Source organism: Phaeobacter gallaeciensis, assembly GCF_001678945.1.
GTDB lineage: Bacteria > Pseudomonadota > Alphaproteobacteria > Rhodobacterales > Rhodobacteraceae > Phycobacter > Phycobacter gallaeciensis_A.
Genome location: NZ_CP015124.1, coordinates 1799231 through 1817383, shown reverse-complemented (window position 1 = coordinate 1817383; position 18153 = coordinate 1799231). Strand labels below are relative to the sequence as shown.

At 62.8% G+C, this 18153-nt stretch carries 15 protein-coding genes; 8 read left to right on the top strand and 7 right to left on the bottom strand.

Going from position 1 to position 18153, the window contains the following annotated elements:
• Positions 1 to 115 precede the first annotated feature (115 nt).
• The gene (gene polA, locus JL2886_RS08745) at positions 116 to 2953 is read right to left on the bottom strand and encodes a DNA polymerase I (RefSeq protein ID WP_065271659.1); all 2838 of its coding nucleotides are present in this window, start codon (positions 2951 to 2953) and stop codon (positions 116 to 118) included.
• 394 nt (positions 2954 to 3347) lie between these two features.
• On the opposite strand from polA, the gene JL2886_RS08740 reads away from it, so the two are divergent.
• Positions 3348 to 4256, top strand: a complete 909-nt coding sequence (locus JL2886_RS08740; RefSeq protein WP_065271658.1) for a hypothetical protein — start codon at positions 3348 to 3350, stop codon at positions 4254 to 4256.
• Positions 4257 to 4389: 133 nt separating this feature from the next.
• Here the strand turns inward: JL2886_RS08740 and JL2886_RS08735 are convergent, their stop codons facing one another.
• Positions 4390 to 4572 carry a zinc-finger domain-containing protein gene (locus JL2886_RS08735; protein WP_065271657.1) on the bottom strand — a complete coding sequence of 61 codons (183 nt, stop codon included), beginning with the start codon at positions 4570 to 4572 and terminating at the stop codon, positions 4390 to 4392.
• Between the two features lie 71 nt (positions 4573 to 4643).
• On the opposite strand from JL2886_RS08735, the gene JL2886_RS08730 reads away from it, so the two are divergent.
• Complete coding sequence (locus JL2886_RS08730) at positions 4644 to 5573, top strand: ABC transporter ATP-binding protein (RefSeq protein WP_065271656.1); 930 nt, start codon at positions 4644 to 4646, stop codon at positions 5571 to 5573.
• An 11-nt stretch (positions 5574 to 5584) separates the two neighbouring features.
• Entirely contained in the window at positions 5585 to 6052 is a 468-nt protein-coding gene (locus JL2886_RS08725) for a GNAT family N-acetyltransferase (RefSeq protein ID WP_065271655.1), read from the top strand.
• A 102-nt stretch (positions 6053 to 6154) separates the two neighbouring features.
• Here JL2886_RS08725 and JL2886_RS08720 read toward each other — a convergent pair whose 3' ends face one another.
• Positions 6155 to 6619: a DUF1203 domain-containing protein gene (locus JL2886_RS08720; RefSeq protein WP_065271654.1), complete on the bottom strand. Its 465-nt coding sequence runs from the start codon at positions 6617 to 6619 to the stop codon at positions 6155 to 6157.
• 241 nt (positions 6620 to 6860) lie between these two features.
• On the opposite strand from JL2886_RS08720, the gene JL2886_RS08715 reads away from it, so the two are divergent.
• From JL2886_RS08715 to JL2886_RS08700, 4 genes are all read left to right on the top strand, one after another.
• Positions 6861 to 9755, top strand: coding sequence for an error-prone DNA polymerase (locus JL2886_RS08715; protein WP_065271653.1), 2895 nt, complete (start codon positions 6861 to 6863; stop codon positions 9753 to 9755).
• A 204-nt stretch (positions 9756 to 9959) separates the two neighbouring features.
• Positions 9960 to 11492: a 2,3-bisphosphoglycerate-independent phosphoglycerate mutase gene (gene gpmI / locus JL2886_RS08710; protein ID WP_065271652.1), complete on the top strand. Its 1533-nt coding sequence runs from the start codon at positions 9960 to 9962 to the stop codon at positions 11490 to 11492.
• Complete coding sequence (locus JL2886_RS08705) at positions 11489 to 12637, top strand: murein hydrolase activator EnvC family protein (RefSeq protein ID WP_065271651.1); 1149 nt, start codon at positions 11489 to 11491, stop codon at positions 12635 to 12637. Before gpmI ends, JL2886_RS08705 begins: the two co-directional genes overlap by 4 nt.
• Before the next feature lie 7 nt (positions 12638 to 12644).
• Positions 12645 to 13982, top strand: coding sequence for a S41 family peptidase (locus tag JL2886_RS08700; RefSeq protein WP_065273605.1), 1338 nt, complete (start codon positions 12645 to 12647; stop codon positions 13980 to 13982).
• Between the two features lie 133 nt (positions 13983 to 14115).
• On the opposite strand, the gene JL2886_RS08695 is transcribed toward JL2886_RS08700, so the two are convergent.
• Positions 14116 to 14727: a glycine zipper 2TM domain-containing protein gene (locus JL2886_RS08695; protein ID WP_116560363.1), complete on the bottom strand. Its 612-nt coding sequence runs from the start codon at positions 14725 to 14727 to the stop codon at positions 14116 to 14118.
• A 296-nt stretch (positions 14728 to 15023) separates the two neighbouring features.
• On the opposite strand from JL2886_RS08695, the gene JL2886_RS08690 reads away from it, so the two are divergent.
• Positions 15024 to 16106 (top strand): bifunctional transcriptional activator/DNA repair enzyme AdaA, encoded by a 1083-nt coding sequence (locus JL2886_RS08690; RefSeq protein ID WP_065271649.1) that lies wholly within the window; start codon positions 15024 to 15026, stop codon positions 16104 to 16106.
• Here JL2886_RS08690 and JL2886_RS08685 read toward each other — a convergent pair.
• The 3 genes from JL2886_RS08685 to JL2886_RS08675 all read right to left on the bottom strand — a co-directional run bounded on the left by JL2886_RS08685 (position 16085) and on the right by JL2886_RS08675 (position 17956).
• Positions 16085 to 16462, bottom strand: a complete 378-nt coding sequence (locus JL2886_RS08685) for a hypothetical protein (protein WP_065271648.1) — start codon at positions 16460 to 16462, stop codon at positions 16085 to 16087. The two genes, JL2886_RS08690 and JL2886_RS08685, sit on opposite strands and share 22 nt — an antisense overlap.
• Before the next feature lie 11 nt (positions 16463 to 16473).
• The gene (locus tag JL2886_RS08680) at positions 16474 to 17235 is read right to left on the bottom strand and encodes a DUF6478 family protein (RefSeq protein ID WP_065271647.1); all 762 of its coding nucleotides are present in this window, start codon (positions 17233 to 17235) and stop codon (positions 16474 to 16476) included.
• Between the two features lie 76 nt (positions 17236 to 17311).
• Entirely contained in the window at positions 17312 to 17956 is a 645-nt protein-coding gene (locus JL2886_RS08675) for a hypothetical protein (RefSeq protein WP_133245388.1), read from the bottom strand.
• Positions 17957 to 18153 lie beyond the last annotated feature (197 nt).

Here is an 18153-nt window from a genome sequence, read left to right as displayed (position 1 = left end):
GCGGCCAACCCAGCCTGCAGGTAAAAAGCCAGTAACTGAAAGATATACCCCCGGCTGCTTGGCAGCCGGGGGATACTTCTAGGTCTGGGAACAGGTTGGATCAGGGCGGGCGCGCTTAGTGGGCTTCGGCCCAGTTGTCGCCGGTCCCGGCATCGACGGTCAGTTTCACATCCAGATGCACCGCCGGATCTGCGGCGCTTTCCATCACCCGGCGAGCGGTCTCGGTGGTTTCCTCCACCGCCGCTTCGGGCACCTCGAAGATCAGTTCGTCGTGCACCTGCAACAGCATCTTGGCGGGCAGGTGGGCGATGGCATCCGGCATCCGGACCATGGCGCGGCGGATCACGTCGGCGGCGGTGCCCTGAATGGGCGCGTTGATCGCGGCCCGTTTGGCAAAACCGGCGCGCGGTCCCTTGGCGTTGATCTCGGGCGTGTGGATCTTGCGCCCGAACAGGGTCTGCACGTGGCCGTGCTCCTTGGCGAACTCCACGGTGCTGTCCATGTATTTGCGGATACCGGGGAAACGTTCGAAATAGCGGTCGATGAAGCCCTGCGCCTCGGCCCGCGGGATGCGCAGATTGCGCGCCAGGCCAAATCCCGAGATGCCGTAGATGACGCCAAAGTTGATCGCCTTGGCCTTGCGGCGGATGTCGGGCGTCATTTCATCCAGCGGCACGTCAAAGACCTCGGAGGCGGTCATGGCGTGAATGTCCAGCCCGTCGGCAAAGGCCTGTTTCAGCGTGCCGATATCGGCCACATGGGCGAGAATGCGCAACTCGATCTGGCTGTAGTCGAGCGACAGCAGCTTGTTGCCGGTCTCCGCCACGAATGCCTCGCGGATGCGGCGGCCTTCCTCGGAGCGGACGGGGATGTTCTGCAGGTTCGGATCGGCCGAGGCGAGGCGTCCGGTGTTGGCGCCGGTCTGCACGTAGGATGTATGCACGCGGCCGGTTTCCGGGTTGATGTGATCCTGCAGCGCATCGGTGTAGGTCGATTTCAGTTTCGACAATTGCCGCCAGTCCAGCACCCGCGCGGGCAGTTCATGTTCGGTGGCGAGTTCTTCCAGGATATCGGCGCCGGTGGCATAGGCGCCGGTCTTGCCTTTCTTGCCGCCTTCGATGCCCATCTTGTCGAACAGGATCTCGCCCAGCTGTTTCGGGCTGCCGACGTTGAAGCTTTCACCGGCGAGGGTGTGGATCTCATCCTCCAGCGCCGCCATCTTCTGGGCAAAGGCGTTGGACATGCGGCTCAGCGTGTCGCGATCCACCTTGATGCCGTGGCGCTCCATCCGGGCCAGCACCGGCGACAGGGGCCGTTCCAGCGTTTCATAGACGGTGGTGACCTTTTCGCGGTGCAGCTGCGGCTTGAACGTCTTCCACAGGCGCAGGGTGATATCGGCGTCCTCGGCTGCGTAAGGCACGGCATCGGCAATCGGCACCCGGTCGAATGTGATCGCGGATTTGCCGGTGCCCAGGAGAGGCTTGATCGGGATCGGCGTGTGATCAAGGTACCGTTCCGAAAGCGTGTCCATGCCGTGACCGTGCTCCCCCCCGTGGAGGGAGTATGACAGCAGCATGGTATCGTCATAGGGCGCGACGGTGATGCCATCCGCAAAGCCCGCTCCGCGTTGGCGGGCCATGATCTTGGCATCGTATTTCATATTCTGGCCGATCTTGAGAATCGCGGGATCCTCAAGCACCGGTTTCAGCATCGAAAGTGCCGTGTCGAAATCCATCTGGCCCTCGGCCAAGGCATCCGATCCAAAAAGATCGTCGCTGCCTGCCTCGGCCTTGTGGGTGAGGGGGATATAGCAGGCTTCGCCCGGCTCAACGCAAAGGGATACACCTACCAGATCGGCGGTCATTTCATTGAGGCCGGTGGTCTCGGTGTCAAAGGCAACCCAGCCGCGGCCCCGGATCCGGTCGATCCAGACCTGCAGCGCCTCGGCATCGCGCACGCATTCGTATTTTTCGGCGTCGAAAGGCACGGCCTCTGCCGGATCGTCCTCTGCTGCCGCAGCGGGGGTAGCAGTGGGCTCGGGGATCACCGGCGCTTCGCGGCCCATCTGCTTGGCCATCCGGGCGCTGAGGGTGCGGAATTCCATCTCGGTCAGGAAATTCAGTACCGTATCCGGATCGGGTTCGCGCAGTTCCAGATCATCAAGCGAAAAGTCGAGCACCATGTCGCAGTCCAGCTGCACCAGCTTTTTCGACAGTTCGATCTGGTCACGTTTCTCGATCAGGGTCTGGCGGCGCTTGGGCTGTTTGATTTCTTCGGCGCGGTCCAGCAGCTCATCAAGGCTGCCGAACTCATTGATTAGCAGCGCGGCGGTCTTGATCCCGATGCCCGGCGCGCCGGGGACGTTATCGACGCTGTCACCTGCCAGTGCCTGCACATCGACCACCCGGTCGGGGCCGACGCCGAATTTTTCCATCACGCCGTCGCTGTCGATGCGTTTGTTCTTCATCGCGTCCAGCATTTCGACGCCGCCGCCGACCAGCTGCATCAGGTCCTTGTCCGAGGAAATGATGGTGCAGCGCCCGCCCGCATCGCGTGCCTGATGGGCCAGGGTGGCGATGATGTCGTCGGCTTCGAAGCCTTCGATCTCCTTGCAAGCGATGTTGAAGGCGCGGGTGGCGTCGCGGGTCAGCGGGAACTGCGGACGCAGGTCTTCGGGCGCAGGCGGGCGGTTGGCCTTGTAAAGATCATAAAGATCGTTGCGGAAGGTCTTGCCCGAGTGATCGAAGATGACTGCCACATGTGTGGGCGCATCGGGGCCGGTATTGGTCTCGATATATTTCACCAACATGTTGCAAAAACCCGCGACGGCGCCGATTGGCAGCCCGTCGGACTTGCGCGTCAGCGGCGGCAGCGCGTGGTAGGCCCGAAAGATGAAGGCCGAGCCGTCGATCAGGTGAAGATGGCAGCCTTTGCCGAATTGCGTACCGCTCATGACTGTCGCGCTCCTTCCCGGGAAACCGTTCGTGTTCTGTTTCCGGGTTATCGGTGATCCGATGGCCAAGGGCAATTGGAGTTTCCGCAAAGCCGGGCAATCAGCAGGATTGCGGGGCATTGGTAAGGACGGCCCGCTTCCCTTTTGCCGGGGAGGGGCGGGGGCTGTCCGGCCTATCGGCCTGACGAGGTGCCAAGACTGGCGGCACGAAAATCGGGCATCGGGCTAGCGGTAAACAGTCTGTTTCCACCCCGTGTCGGCGGTTTTTCTCCGGCATTTTAAGTTTCTGGTGTATCAAGCGTCAATCGCGCGTGCCCGAGGTGGGAGCCTGGGGGGATGCTGAATTTGGAAAAATCTGTTCCACCAACCTTGCGTTTGAGTGAAGGAGAACCGGATGCCGGATTATGCAAAGGTCTTCAATTATGAAGCAGAAGGGCTGTCCTACACGGTCTCCCTTTATGAGGAAAATGGCGAATTCTTTGCCGATATTTCGGTCGTCGAAGGGGCGATGGATGTGAATGCCGTCTATTTTGGCGACGACGACTTTTCGGGTGACAGCGCCTCGCTGGATGGTCCGCTCAACATGAACGGGACCCGGCTTGAAGGCGATAAGATCCAGTGGGACGATGCTGCAGCGCTGAGCGATCCAGGTCTTGGTCCGGAGGGGGAAGACAAGGAAACCTATCTGTCGGATGGCGATACGCTGACGGTGTCTCTGGATGTCGACAGCCTTGAAGATATTGATATTTTCGGTATTCGGGCCACCTCGACAACCACTGATGCGGGATCGATCAAGGGCGTTTCCACGGACCCCGAAGAGCCGGAGGTGCCCGAGGAGCCGGAAGACCCCACCTACAGCAAGATCTTCTTTGGTGAGGAGTTCTCTGACACGGGCGCGCCCCTGGGCGGTACTTATATTCTGGACGAAGAACCCGATCCGAACCCCTATAACAATATCGCACTGCCCGAGGGCACCGAGCCGACCTTTGAAAACTACCTGTCCTACTTCGATACGGACGAGGTCTATGGCGAAGTAACCTCAATCGAATCCATCATCTTCTATGGCGATGGCGCGGATGGGGAACCCGAGGAACTGTTCCGAATCGATGCACCCGAAGGCGGCTTTCAGGATGCTGATGAGGTGCTGATGGCCTATGATGACGCGCTTGAGGGCTTCTCGGCCTCTGGTGATGAGTCCGGTCAAGACCTCATGGCGGCGCTGAGCCTTGAGCCGGATGCAGAGAGTGACGCGGGTGCGGGCGAAGAGGCGGCTATGGACGAGGACGAACTCGACATGGTCTGAGCCCACGGGCCAGATAGCGGATAATTCCGAGCTGACTGGCCCAAATGACGATAGAATATAGAAAAGGCGCCTCCGGTCTCCCGTGGGCGCCTTTCGTCGTCTCAGGCATGCTGATCTGCCGGAAAAGGTGGGATCAGTTGGCTTTACCTTCGAAATCCTTGTGGATGTACTTGCAATCGCAATAGGGGCATTCGACCCAGCCGGTATCCTCGGGGATCTGCAGGTAAACCCGCGGATGTCCCAGCGCGCCTTCGCCGCCGTCGCAGGCGACACGGTAGCTGTCAACGATCTTGGTTTCAGGCGCTTCGATGGTCATCGGCTGGCGATCCTCTTGCTGATGGGGTAGGGGCTTTATGTGACAGGACAGCCGAGGGAGCAAGAGCCGCGATGACTGATGATGCAATCCGGATCGAAAGCTTGCGCAAAACCTACAAGGGCGGCAAGGGCCAGCCCGAGAAACACGCGCTGAAGGGCATCGATCTGACGGTGCCGCGCGGATCGGTCTTTGGCTTGCTCGGGCCGAACGGGGCCGGTAAGTCCACCCTGATCAACATCCTTGCGGGGCTGGTGGTAAAAACCAGCGGCAAGGTGACGATCTGGGGCTTTGATCAGGACGAAAATCCGCGCCAGAGCCGCGCCTCGATCGGGGTGATGCCGCAGGAGCTGAATCTTGACCCCTTCTTCACCCCGCGTGGAGCGCTGGAGGTGCAGGCGGGTCTTTATGGCGTGCCGAAATCCGAACGCTACAGCGATGAGATCCTGCGCATGATCGGGCTGGAGGACAAGGCCGAAGCCTATGCCCGGACCCTGTCGGGCGGCATGCGGCGGCGGCTTTTGCTAGGCAAGGCGCTGGTGCACCGCCCCAATATCCTTGTGCTCGATGAACCCACCGCCGGGGTGGATATCGAGCTGCGTCAGATGCTGTGGGAAAACGTGCGCAAGCTGAACCAGCAGGGCATGACCATCATCCTCACCACCCATTATCTGGAAGAGGCCGAGGAGATGTGCGACGAGATCGCCATTATCAACCAGGGCGAGGTGGTGGCGCGCGACAGCACCGCCAATCTGCTGGGCCGTCTCGATGCCCGCGCCATGGTGGTGCATCCGGCCGCTCCGGTGAGCGATCTGCCAAAAGGCGAAGGCATCGAGTCCGAGCTGCGCGGTGATGGCGCCGTGGTGTTGCGCTATCACAGCCAGAAAACCAGCGCCGAGGATGTGCTGGCCGCCGTGCGCGCCGCCGGGATCTCGATTCGCGATGTGAAGACCGAAGAGGCGGATCTGGAGGATGTCTTCCTCGCGCTTACGAAATCTGCCTGAGGGGCACCCCGATGCGCATTCGTCCATTCGAGGAGCGTGATGCGGCGGATTGGGGCCGCATCTTTCATGCCGCCGTGCACGGGATCGGCGCGCGGGACTACACCCCGGCGCAATGCGTGGCCTGGAGCCCGGAGGAAGCGCCCGCCGATGTGATCGAGCAGCGCGCAACTGATGGGCGACAGATCTGGGTCGCAGCGGATCAGGATGACGTGGCGCAGGGGTTCATCGAGCTGGAGCCGGATGGCCATATCGACTGTTTCTACATCGCGCCGGATCATGCGGGCACAGGCCTAGGCGCGTTGCTCTATGCTCGGCTTGAGGAGGAGGCCTTTGCACAGGGCCTGTCCGGACTTTACGTCGAGGCCAGCGAGGCCGCCCGCCGGTTCTTCCTGCGGCAAGGATTCACCGATGAGGGGCGCCGCGATTTCCTGCGCCGGGGCGTGGCCATGCATAACTATGCCATGGGGAAAGCGCTGTAGGCGCCAACCTGTTGGTCCGGCCGCCAGGCCGGGCAGCGCCCAACCCTCGCCCAGGGAGGGCGCGTTGCACCCACCCTGGGTCGGGCGCTGGCCTACTTGCATTCACTCTCGATCAATTCGCGCCTGATAGCAGTTGTTGCGGGCCGATCGGATGTGGATATAGGCGATGCGGGGATCGGCGAAGATCTCCTCGGCCTGTCCCATCATGCGCTCCGCCTCCACCACCGCGCCGGTGCCATAGACGATGCGATCATCCTGTCCGTAGCCCTTGATCAGATAATCGGGGGAGCCTTGCAGCACCTCGGGCATCGCGTCCCCTTCGTGGCGTGCGCATTCCTCTGCGCAAAGAAAGATCGGCCCGACCTCGGCATAGGGCTGCGGGTCTGGAAAGGGGCGGTGGGCGAGGATCAGCATATCGGCGCCTTCGGGGATGTAACGCAGGCAGTGGCGGCAGGGATTTCCGGCTCCGCCTGATGTGCTGCGTTCCGGTGTCTGGCCGTTTGCATCAAGGCCTCCGGCCTGCAGGGCGCGGGCGGTGTCGGTTGTAAGGGCGGTGATTGTCAGCATGTCTGTCTCCTGTTCTGACGCGACATTGCCCGCAGTGTCAGGGCGGTGGCGACCCGGATCCTGCGCATCCGGCTGATGGGGAAAGCAGGCAGAGGCCCCCGCCCGTTTTAAAACCGGCAGGGCCGGATTTTCCCGGTTGGGCGTGGCGCGGATCCCCCTTCGGGCGGGATCCGCGGGGCGGCACCTTGTGGCGGAATGGGTGACTCGAAATAAGAACAAAACGTGAATATATACTGGAGGCATGTCTGCTGAATTCGCGATTCTGTCCAACTTCACCTTTCTCACCGGGGCGTCGCACCCGGAGGAGTACGTGGAGCGTGCGGTGGCGTTGGGGATTGAGGCGCTGGCCATTGCGGACGAGAACTCGGTGGCCGGGATCGTGCGCGCGCACAGTCACTGCCGCGATATTGCCCGGCGTGTGGCAGAGCGGCAGGCCTGGGACCGGGACAATGCGCTGATCGGACCGCCCCGGCCTGCGGATGTGCCGCCAGCGCCGTCTTTTCCGATCTATGCAGTGCCTCGGCTGATCCCGGCCGCGCGGCTGGTGTTCGCCAATGCGCCGCCGCTGATCGCCTTGCCAGAGGATCGCATGGGCTGGGGGAGCCTGTGTCGGCTGATCTCGGCTGGGCGGTTGCGGGCCGAGAAAGGTGCCTGTCATCTGGAACTGGCTGATCTTCTGGAGCAGGGCGAGCGGTTGCACCTGCTGCTTCTGCCACCGGCGGAACACCTGCCGGGCGGCGCGGGCGGATGGGCGCCGCATATGGAGGCGCTGACGCGCCGCTTTGCCGGGCGGGTGCATCTGATGATGGCGCCTGCTTATGATGGGCGGGACGGGCGTCGCTTTGCCAGGCTGGAGGAGCAGGCAAATGCGCTGAACCTACCCACGATTGCCAGCGCCGCCCCACGTATGCACCACGGCGCGCGCCGCCGTCTTGCGGATGTCCTTAGCGCCATTCGCCTGCGCTGCCGGGTCGAGGATCTGGGCCGCGCTGCTCTTGCCAATGGCGAACAGCGCCTGCGCGCACCGCATGAGATGCAGCGGATCTTTCGCGGGCATGAGGGGGCGCTGACCCGGGCGCAGGATCTCGCAGCGCGGCTCACGTTCTCGCTGGATGAGCTGCGCTATGACTACCCGGATGAGGGGCTGGAGGGTGAAACCCCGTCCGCGCGTCTGCGCCGTCTGGCAGAAGAGGGGCTGATCTGGCGCTATCCCGCAGGCGCGCCGCCAAAGGTGCGCGACATGCTGGAGCATGAGCTGACCCTGATCGCCCGTTTGAAATACGAGCCTTATTTCCTGACTGTGCGCGACATCGTCGATTTCGCGCGCTCCCGCGGGATCCTGTGTCAGGGGCGTGGCTCGGCGGCGAATTCGGTGGTGTGTTATTGCCTGGGCGTCACCTCGGTCAGCCCGGAAACCGGCACCATGGTGTTTGAGCGCTTTGTCTCCGAGGCCCGCGATGAGCCGCCGGATATCGATGTGGATTTTGAGCATGAGCGCCGCGAGGAGGTGATCCAGTGGATCTATGACCGCTATGGTCGCCACCGGGCGGGGCTCTGCGCGACGGTGATCCATTACCGGGGCAAGCGCGCCATCCGCGAGGTGGGCCGCGCCATGGGGCTGAGCGAAGATACCATTGCTGCCATGTCCTCGCAGCTGTGGGGCAGTTTTGACCGCAGCGGCGGCGGCGATGCCCGCCTGCGCGAGATCGGACTGGATCCCGACGCGCCCCGCCTGCGCCAGACGCTAGATCTGGTGGGGCAGATCATCGGCTTTCCGCGGCACCTTAGCCAACATGTCGGCGGATTCATCATCACCGCGGGCCGACTGGATGAACTGGTGCCGATCGAGAACGCTACCATGGAGGGGCGCACGGTCATTTGCTGGGACAAGGACGATATTGACGCGCTGGGCATTCTCAAGGTCGATGTGCTGAGCCTTGGCATGCTGACCTGCATCCGCAAGGCCTTTGACCTGATGCGGCAGCATCACCGGTTGGACTACGCGCTGGCGACGCTGCCGCCCGAGGATCCGGCGGTCTACGACATGCTGTGCCGGGCTGACAGTATCGGCGTTTTTCAGGTCGAAAGCCGGGCACAGATGAATTTCCTGCCCCGCATGCGGCCGCGCAATTTCTACGATCTGGTGATCGAGGTGGCGATCATCCGCCCCGGCCCCATTCAGGGCGATATGGTGCATCCCTATATCCGTCGCCGCAATGGCGAGGAGCCGGTGGAGTTCCCTTCCGATGCGTTGGGTGAGGTGCTGGGCAAGACCATGGGCGTGCCGCTGTTTCAGGAGCAGGCGATGCAGATCGCCATGGTGGGGGCGGGCTTCACCCCTGAACAAGCCGACCGGTTGCGCCGTTCGCTGGCGACCTTCAACAAGCATGGCAATGTGTCCGAGTTCCGCAGCCTGTTCCTGCGCGGCATGGCGCGCAATGGCTATGATGCGGAGTTTTCCGAACGCTGCTTTTCCCAGATCGAGGGCTTTGGTGCCTATGGTTTTCCCGAAAGCCACGCTGCCAGTTTCGCGCTCTTGGTCTATGCCTCGGCCTGGATCAAATGCCACCATCCGGGGATCTTTGCCTGCGCTCTGCTCAATTCGCAGCCGATGGGGTTTTATGCGCCTGCGCAGATCGTGCGGGACGCCCGCGCCCATGGGGTGGAGGTGCGCCCCATCTGCATCAACGCCAGCTACTGGGACAACGTGATGGAGCCGGACGGACAGGGCGGGCTGGCGCTGCGCCTTGGCTTCCGGCAGATCAAGGGGCTGAGCGATGAGGACGTCAGCTGGCTCACGGCGGCGCGCGGCAATGGCTATACCGAGGTGCAGGACGTCTGGCGTAAGGCGGGCCTGCCGCCGCCGGTGATCGAACGACTGGCCGAGGCCGATGCCTTTGCCGTGCTGGGGTTGTCGCGCCGTGAGGCGTTGTGGCAGGCCAAGGCGATCACCGCAAAGAAACCCCTGCCGCTGTTCGAGCGCGAGTTGGAAGGCGAGGCCATTGATGAACCCACCGCCCACCTGCCGCAGATGACCCTGGGCGAAGAGGTGGTGGAGGATTACGTCGCCCTGCGCCTGTCTTTGCGTGCCCATCCCGTCGCGCTGCTGCGGCATCTGCTGACGCCAGAGGGGTAAGGACAGCTTGGTCCGGCACCGCCGGGCCGCGCCCGACCCTCCCCCGTGGGAGGGCGCTTTGCACCCACCCAGGGTCGGGCGCGGCCCTTATGTCTACCTGCGCCCATTGCCACATCTGGCGCTAACGGCGGTTTCGCATTTCGCGCCAAGCCTGTAGAAGGCCTCTCAACGCTGACACAGCCCGACCATGGCGGAGATGAACCGATGAGCAGACCGAAACCCGTTGTCCCCAAACCTGTCGTACTCTGTATTCTTGATGGCTGGGGCGCCGGGGAGCCGGGGGTGGCGAACGCGCCCTATCTGGCCAAGACGCCGACTTTTGATGCGATCATGGAAAAAGGCCCCACCGCGCGGCTGATCACCCATGGGCCGGATGTGGGCTTGCCTTCGGGGCAGATGGGCAACTCCGAGGTCGGCCACACCAATATCGGCGCCGGCCGGGTGGTGGCAATGGATCTTGGCCAGATCGACCTTGCCATCGAGGATGGTTCTTTCTTTGACAATGCTGCCTTGCAGGAGTTTATCGCCAAGCTGAAGAAAACCGGCGGCGCCGCGCATCTGATGGGGCTGGTCTCGGACGGGGGTGTGCACGGGCATATCACCCATATCCTGGCGGCGATCAAAGCGATCCGCGACGCAGGGGTTCCGGTCTGGCTGCACGCTGTGACCGACGGCCGTGACGTGGCCCCGAAATCGGCCTTTGGTTATTTCGAGGAACTGAAGGAAAAGATGCCCGAAGGTGCCCGCGTGGCCACGGTCACGGGGCGCTATTATGCCATGGACCGCGACAACCGCTGGGAACGCGTCAAGGAAGCCTATGATGCGATGATCAATGGCGAGGGCCGTGCGGTGCGCGATGCCCACGACGCGGTGGATCACGGCTATAACCAGTCGGAAACTGATGAATTCATTAGCGCCAGCGTGGTGTCGGGCTACACGGGCGCACAGGATGGGGATGGCTTCTTCTGTCTCAACTTCCGCGCCGACCGCGCGCGTGAGATCCTGCGCGCTATCGGCGAGCCGGGCTTTGCCGATTTCGACACCGGCCCGCGTCCGCAGTGGGCCGGGCTGCTGGGAATGGTGGAATACTCCGAAGGACATAACGCCTATATGACCACCTGCTATCCCAAGGCGCCCATCGTCAATACGCTGGGGGAATGGGTTGCGAAACAGGGACTCACCCAGTTCCGCTTGGCCGAGACCGAGAAATACCCGCATGTGACCTTCTTCCTCAATGGCGGCAAGGAAGAGCCGGAGGTGGGCGAGGACCGTTACATGCCGAAATCGCCCAAGGTCGCGACCTATGACCTTCAACCCGAAATGTCGGCGCCTGAGGTGACCGAGAAATTCGTTGAGGCGATCGAGAAGGGCTATGACCTGATCGTCACCAATTACGCCAACCCGGATATGGTCGGCCACACTGGCGATATTCCGGCGGCGATCAAGGCCTGCGAGGCGGTGGATCAGGGGCTGGCCAAGGTCGTCGCAGCGCTGGAAAAGGCGGGCGGCGCCATGCTGGTGACTGCGGACCACGGCAATTGCGAAGTGATGATTGACCCGGAAACCGGCGGCGCCCACACTGCTCATACCACCAATCTGGTGCCGCTGGCGCTGGTTGGCGGCCCCGAAGGCGCCAAGCTGCGCAATGGGCGGCTGGCGGATCTGGCGCCGACGCTGCTGGAGCTGATGGGCCTGCCGAAACCGGATGAGATGACCGGAGAGAGCCTGCTTGCATGATTGACCGTGCCTTTCGCCTGATCCCGGGGCTGGCCCTGTGCCTGCTGATGGCCGCACCTTTGCGCGCCGAGACGGCAGCTGCCCGCGCCGCGCGGGAGGCCGCCGCCCAGCTGGAGGCAGCAACGCTGCGGATGGAACAGGCCGATGGCGCCCGCGACCGGGTCAAGGCGCTGAGCGAGACGATCCACGCCTATGAAGCCGGTCTGGCTGCTATGCGGGACGGGCTGCGCGGCGTGGCACGGCGGGAAACCCAGCTCACCGCGCAATTGCAGTCGCGCGAAGGCGAAATTGCCGAGCTGTTGGGGGTCATCCAGACCATTGAAACCTCCTCACCGCCGGTACTGATGCTGCATCCGTCGGGGCCTTTGGGGGCGGCGCGCTCGGCGATGATGCTGGCCGAGGTTGCACCGGGGCTCAACGCGCGGGCCGAGACGCTGCGCGCGGATCTGGAAGAGGTGCAGACCCTGCGCCTGTTGCAGCAGGCAGCGGCGGGCAAGCTGGAAGAGGGGCTGAGCGGCATCCAGGAGGCGCGCACCGCGCTTTCGACCGCGATTGCCGACCGCACCGATCTGCCACGGCGGTTTACCGAGGATCCGATGCGCACGGCGGTGCTGATCTCCTCGACCGAGACACTGTCCGGCTTTGCCAGCGGGCTGTCGGAAATTGCCGATGGTGCGGTGATCGAAAGCCGCGCCGACATCAGCGATCTGCGCGGCGATCTGCCGTTGCCGGTCGAAGGGCTGGTGCTGCGCGGCTATGGCGACCGCGATGCCGCCGGGATTGCCCGTCCGGGCCTTCTGGTTGCGGCCCGACCAAGGGCATTGGTGACCAGCCCCACGGCGGCGACGATCCGCTATCGCGGGCCACTGCTGGATCTGGGTAACGTGGTGATTCTGGAACCGCAGCCGGACACGCTGTTTATCCTGTCAGGGCTGGCAGAGGTCTATGGCACTGCCGGTCAGGTCATTCCCGAAGGCACCCCGGTGGGTTTGATGGGCGGTCAGACCCCGCAGGCTGGTGCGATTTTGTCACTAAGCGGTGAAGGGGGTGGAACTGACCGCACAGAAACGCTCTATATAGAAGTCAGAATGGACAACAGTCCGGTGGACCCGGAAACGTGGTTCCGCACCGGAAAAGGTGGATGAAGGTTTCATGAAAAAATTTGCGATGGCCGCATTTGGCGGCACGCTGGCAGGGATCGTTGCAACAACCTATGTCGCAGGCCCGCTGCTGGCGCAGGAAAGCGCCCGCGAGACAACGGTCTATGAACAGCTGGACCTGTTCGGTGACATCTTTGAACGGATCCGCTCCCAATATGTCGAAGAGGTCGACGAGAAAGAGCTGATCGAAGCTGCCATTGGCGGCATGCTCTCCTCGCTGGATCCGCACTCCAGCTACCTGTCGCCCGACGACGCCGCCAATATGCAGGTGCAGACGCGCGGTGAATTCGGCGGTCTCGGCATCGAGGTCACCCAGGAAGAGGGCTTCGTCAAGGTTGTCTCGCCCATCGATGGCACCCCCGCCGATGAGGCTGGGATCGAAGCGGGCGATTTCATCACCCACGTGGATGGCGAAAGCGTCCTCGGCCTGTCGCTGGACGAAGCGGTGGAAATGATGCGCGGCCCGGTCGGCTCCGAGATCATCATCACAGTGGTGCGCGAAGGTGAGGCGGAACCCTTTGACGTGTCGATCATCCGCGACACCATCAAACTGACCGCCGTGCGTGCCCGCACCGAAGGCGACACTGTCGTGATGCGGATCACCACCTTCAACCGTCAGACCACGCCGAACTTGGAATCCGGTCTGAAAGAGCAGATCGAAGCCGCCGGTGGCATCGACAATGTGAACGGCATCGTTCTGGATCTGCGCAACAACCCGGGCGGCCTTCTGACCGAGGCGATCCAGGTGGCCGACAGCTTCCTTGAAACCGGAGAGATCGTGTCGACCCGTGGCCGCAACCCGGAAGATGGCGAACGCTTCAACGCGACGCCCGGCGATCTGTCGGGTGGCAAGCCGATCGTGGTACTGATCAACGGCGGCTCTGCCTCTGCCTCGGAAATCGTTGCAGGTGCCTTGCAGGATCACCGCCGCGCCATTGTGGTGGGTACCAAATCCTTCGGTAAAGGCTCGGTTCAGACCGTGATGCCGCTGCGGGGCGATGGCGCCATGCGCCTGACCACTGCACGCTATTACACGCCGTCGGGCCGGTCGATCCAGGCGTTGGGCGTCAGCCCCGACATCGTGGTCGAGCAGCCTCGCCGTCGTGTTGGCGAGGAAGAAGAGGAAAGCTCGGTTGCAAACCGCTCCCGCTCCGAAGCGGACCTGCGCGGGCGTCTCAACAACGACAGCCTGACCGAGGATGAAATCCGTCAGATCGAAGAAGACCGCGCCAAGGCCGAAAAGGCCGCCGAGCTGCGCGAACAGGATTATCAGCTGGCCTATGCCATTGACATCCTAAAAGGTCTGTCGGCGCTGGGTCCGAACGACTGATCCCAAAATCCACCTGATTGTCCAAAGGCCGCTCCATCCGGGGCGGCCTTTTTCAATGGTTTTGTTATGCAGGCGTAGGCCCCTGAGACCGGATGTATGGTATCGGGGGCTGAACCCGTCCGCTGTCAGGGCGTCACTTCAAATCGGTGAAGATCTGCGAAGCAACACCAGCCTCAAGCAGGGCTGCCCTGATCTCGTCGATTGCATTGATGTCGGCTGAACTGACGATGACCACGTCATTGACTACCAGCGAATAGAGCGGCGCGTCGGGCGCAAGGTTTGCCAGATATTTCTCTGCCGCCAGCTGAGACTTCGGCCCCCATTTGCCATCGTAGGCCACGCCAATCGTGTATTGCGCGTCCATGGTCATTTCCTTGCTCACGGGTTTGCCGTCGTTCAGATCCAGCAAGACCTTCTGAAGCTGCGCGTCATCGGTGATGCGGTCCGGAATGAATACGTTGGTGCAGGTCTCGACTTCTCTGTATCTGGTGACGGTGTTCTTGCTGGTTTCATTGGCGATGGCGCCGCCAACAATTGCGCCGACGGCAGCGCCGGCATTCTTGTCGGTCACCACCTTGCCGATCACGCCGCCAACAATCGCCCCGCCAATGACCTTTTCGGGACTGCCGCCTTTGACGGTCTCCTGATACGGCACCATCTGGGTTTCGCATCTTGTTTCGTATGAACCGGCAAATGCCTGAGATGCCATCAGAACAGCTGTCGCTGCTGTCGCCAAAAGTTTCATGTCACTTTCCTCCTTATGCAGGCAGCATGGTCTTGCCTCTGCATCTTATGACCATCAGCCGTTCACCGTCTGGCCAGGCACAGGCTTTGCCGGGGATCCAGTCGGTATTCCCGTACTCCTTATAAAATAAGTGTGCGCTCAACTGTTATTCAATATCACGGGCCGATTCTCCGTGTGCTCAGGCCAGAGGTGCGCGATTCAGGAGAGAGGCTGGTATCCTCCGTTTCCTTGCACTTGATGAGAAGAGATGCCCGGAAACCGGCGGCAGCCGGGACCGGTCTGCGTTAGGGTAGGGTATGATGTTCGACCTGCCTGATTCCGAAACGCTTTATGCGGCGCTGCTGGCGCGTGATGAAACCTATGAAGGGCGCGCCTATGTGGGCGTGACCTCGACGGGGATCTTCTGCCGCCTCAGCTGCCCGGCGCGTAAACCAAAGCGTGAGAACTGCCAGTTCCACGCCACACCCGGCGCCTGTATTGAGGCCGGGTTCCGTCCCTGCAAACGCTGCACGCCGCTGGCGGCGGCCGCCGGGGAGGATCCGATGGTGCAGCAGCTTCTGGCGGCGCTGGAGAAGCGCCCCGCCTATCGTTGGCGCGAAGCGGATGTGGCGCGCATGGGGTTTGATCCCTCTACCGTGCGGCGCAGTTTCCGGCGCCATTTCGGGATGACCTTCCTGGAAATGGCCCGCCAGCGACGCCTGCGCGAAGGGTTTACCACGCTCAAGGCCGGAGAGCCGGTGATTGCCGCCCAGATCGAAGCGGGGTTCGAGTCCCCTTCAGCCTTTCGCGCGGCCTTTGCCCGGCTGACCGGGCTGGCGCCGGGCAGCTTCCGGCAGGACGCGCTGCTGCTGGCGGATTGGATCGACACGCCGCTGGGCGCGATGATCGCGGTCAGCTGTCCGCACCGGTTGCATCTGCTGGAATTTGCCGACCGCAAGGCGCTGCCGCGGGAAATGGCACGCTTGCAATCCTCGCAACCCGGCGGCATCGGCTTTGGACGGCCTGCGCCCACCCAGCAGGTCGCTGAAGAACTGCAGCGCTATTTCAGCGGTGATAGCGCCCGGTTTGAAACGCCGATTGCGTTGCATGGAAGCGCCTTTCATCGCGAGGTCTGGGATTACCTAAGGGCCATTCCGGCAGGAGAGACCCGCAGCTATTCCCAGATTGCGCAGGAGCTTGGCCGCCCTTCGTCCAGCCGCGCGGTGGCGCGGGCCAATGGCAGCAACCAGCTGGCGCTGGTGGTGCCCTGTCACCGGGTGCTTTCGGCGGATGGCAACTTGACTGGCTATGGCGGCGGATTGTGGCGCAAACAGCGGCTCATTGAAATCGAAGCCGACCTTGCAAAGCGTGCACGGCCTCAGGCGGTTTCCACGCAGTGACGCCGAAAGGCGCGTTTCAGCATATCAAGCTCGGCCCGGAGCAGCTCCACTTCGCAGCGCATATCCTCGGCTGCCACATCACCGCCGATCAGGGTGAAATGCGCCAGCGTCTGGTCCGCCGCCGCGTCGGTGATGACGAAGCTGTGCACCCCATCGGCGATGGCTTCGGTAGGTACGGTGATGATCAGCTCCCATTCGCTGTCGCGGCTGCCTTCGCTAAGTGCGACCTGTTCAACCGGCTGATCCAGATACAGAACCCGGATGTCCGGCGGTGTTCCCGTGACGGGGGCGTTGCTGATCCGGCCTTCCCATTTGCCATTGCGAAAGCGGATCTTGGTGACGGTCAGGTCGCTCATGTCACGGGTCCTCACAGGTTGGCGCGGCGGTGGCGCGCAAAAGTCAGGTCGCGCAAGACCACCTGGTTCATGTCCGGTGCTTCGAAAATCAGGTCCAGCCAGATATTCTCGATGCGCTTTTCGTTGAGGTTGGAATAGGCAAGATCGTACTCGACCGTCACCTTGCGGTCGCCCAGCGGCAGTTCCCGCACGATCTGTTCGGTATTGGGGCCATGGCTGATGTTGAGCCGGGCAAAGATCTCCAGCGGCTTCTCGGTTTCGATGATGCTGTCGACCCGGATCAGATGCTGCCGGGTCAGCCCGCTGCCCGCGTCCTTGGGCAGGGCGATCACCAGTGACAGGAAGGAACCATCGAAACTGAACACATCCATACGCAGGCCAAAGGGCGCGAGGTCCTCTTCACGGGTGTTACGCAGCTGGCGCAGGGTCAGCTCGGAATAGCTGCAATCGTGGAACATCTGCACATCCTCGCCCAGCTTGGCCTTGGACGGGACCGAAGACAGACCAGCGACCGGCAGCGGCCCGCGCCAGGGTTCGGGGCGCCAGGACCAATCGGTGCCATGCGGGCGCGCAAAGGAGGAGGAGCCGATCTGGGGCAGGGCGAGACGTCCGTCCGCAACATGGATCAGCTGGTCCAGCTCGGTCTTGAGTTGCCGCGCCTCTGTGCGTTGGCGGCGCAATTCGGTCAGGGGAATGCTGCCAGCTCCTGCAACGATCCGGCGCCAACGGCGCAAGGCGCGGCGGTGCAGCAGTTTGTCCAGGATCCTGCTCATGACTTCGGTTGCCCTGCCTTTATCGTTGCCGTGGTGGTGTTGCGGTTGGTGCCTGCGCCAATCTAGCCCTGCAACATCAGTCAAATAAACCGGCAATCCGCTTTCTTAGAGAGAGTTTTCCGCCACTGTCACCTTCGGGCGCGCCTGCATGACCGGTCCGGGCATCAGGGCGGGCGAGGGGACGCAATGCGCCTGAGGCGGTGCGGCGGGGGCTGCGATCTGCCGGGGCGCGTTGTGCGACTTCCTCGGGGGCGGGTTCTGGTCGCGATGCTTCCCGTGTCAGCTCCGCCATCTGCTCCAGCAGCGCGGCGCCGCGCTCGGTCAGCAAGGGGCTTTTTGCCGGGGCATAAAGCGCCAGCACGATCACGTGACCCTCCAGCACCATGGCGCCGCGCCAATGTTCGGGGCTGGCTCCGGCGGCGCTGTGTCCCGGCATATCCAATTTAACCAGTGGCAACGGGCCATTCTCGCGGCGGGCGACGATATGGGCGCCGGGCGTGCTGGCTGCCAGATCGGAGACCGATGGCACTCTGCCCTTGGCCGGAAGTTCTCCAAAAGTGGCGGTGATAACGCCCGCGTTGCGACTGCCAAAGAAACCGGGCCCGCCCAGCAGGTCACAGCGCGGCAGCAGGGCAAACCCGTCTGCCGCGTCGCGCCGCAGCATCTTGGGGTCAAAGCAATAACCTCGTGGCGCCGCAAGCACCACCTCGGCGCCCTGCATGCGAACCTCTGTCAGCCTGGAAGGCGTACCTGTGCCACCGGGCGCCGCAAAAGAAAATCCGCCGCCGGGCACCTGGCCGCAGGCGCTGAGCAGGGCGCAGAGACCAAGCGCAGCAATGCCCAGACGGGGTTGTAGGCGCTGCTGCGCGCAGGGCATGCTGTCCCGCCGCGCAGAGCACATTGTCCTGATCGTGCCCG

Excerpts from the sequence above, each read along its gene's own strand:
- JL2886_RS08740 (WP_065271658.1), top strand. The coding sequence starts at position 3,348 with ATGCCGGATTATGCAAAGGTCTTCAATTATGAAGCAGAAGGGCTGTCC.
- JL2886_RS08675 (WP_133245388.1), bottom strand. The coding sequence starts at position 17,956 with ATGCAGGGCGCCGAGGTGGTGCTTGCGGCGCCACGAGGTTATTGCTTT.
- JL2886_RS08685 (WP_065271648.1), bottom strand. The coding sequence starts at position 16,462 with ATGAGCGACCTGACCGTCACCAAGATCCGCTTTCGCAATGGCAAATGG.
- JL2886_RS08730 (WP_065271656.1), top strand. The coding sequence starts at position 4,644 with ATGACTGATGATGCAATCCGGATCGAAAGCTTGCGCAAAACCTACAAG.
- JL2886_RS08725 (WP_065271655.1), top strand. The coding sequence starts at position 5,585 with ATGCGCATTCGTCCATTCGAGGAGCGTGATGCGGCGGATTGGGGCCGC.
- JL2886_RS08700 (WP_065273605.1), top strand. The coding sequence starts at position 12,645 with ATGAAAAAATTTGCGATGGCCGCATTTGGCGGCACGCTGGCAGGGATC.
- JL2886_RS08720 (WP_065271654.1), bottom strand. The coding sequence starts at position 6,619 with ATGCTGACAATCACCGCCCTTACAACCGACACCGCCCGCGCCCTGCAG.
- JL2886_RS08735 (WP_065271657.1), bottom strand. The coding sequence starts at position 4,572 with ATGACCATCGAAGCGCCTGAAACCAAGATCGTTGACAGCTACCGTGTC.
- JL2886_RS08695 (WP_116560363.1), bottom strand. The coding sequence starts at position 14,727 with ATGAAACTTTTGGCGACAGCAGCGACAGCTGTTCTGATGGCATCTCAG.
- JL2886_RS08715 (WP_065271653.1), top strand. The coding sequence starts at position 6,861 with ATGTCTGCTGAATTCGCGATTCTGTCCAACTTCACCTTTCTCACCGGG.
- JL2886_RS08705 (WP_065271651.1), top strand. The coding sequence starts at position 11,489 with ATGATTGACCGTGCCTTTCGCCTGATCCCGGGGCTGGCCCTGTGCCTG.
- JL2886_RS08680 (WP_065271647.1), bottom strand. The coding sequence starts at position 17,235 with ATGAGCAGGATCCTGGACAAACTGCTGCACCGCCGCGCCTTGCGCCGT.
- JL2886_RS08690 (WP_065271649.1), top strand. The coding sequence starts at position 15,024 with ATGATGTTCGACCTGCCTGATTCCGAAACGCTTTATGCGGCGCTGCTG.
- gpmI (WP_065271652.1), top strand. The coding sequence starts at position 9,960 with ATGAGCAGACCGAAACCCGTTGTCCCCAAACCTGTCGTACTCTGTATT.
- polA (WP_065271659.1), bottom strand. The coding sequence starts at position 2,953 with ATGAGCGGTACGCAATTCGGCAAAGGCTGCCATCTTCACCTGATCGAC.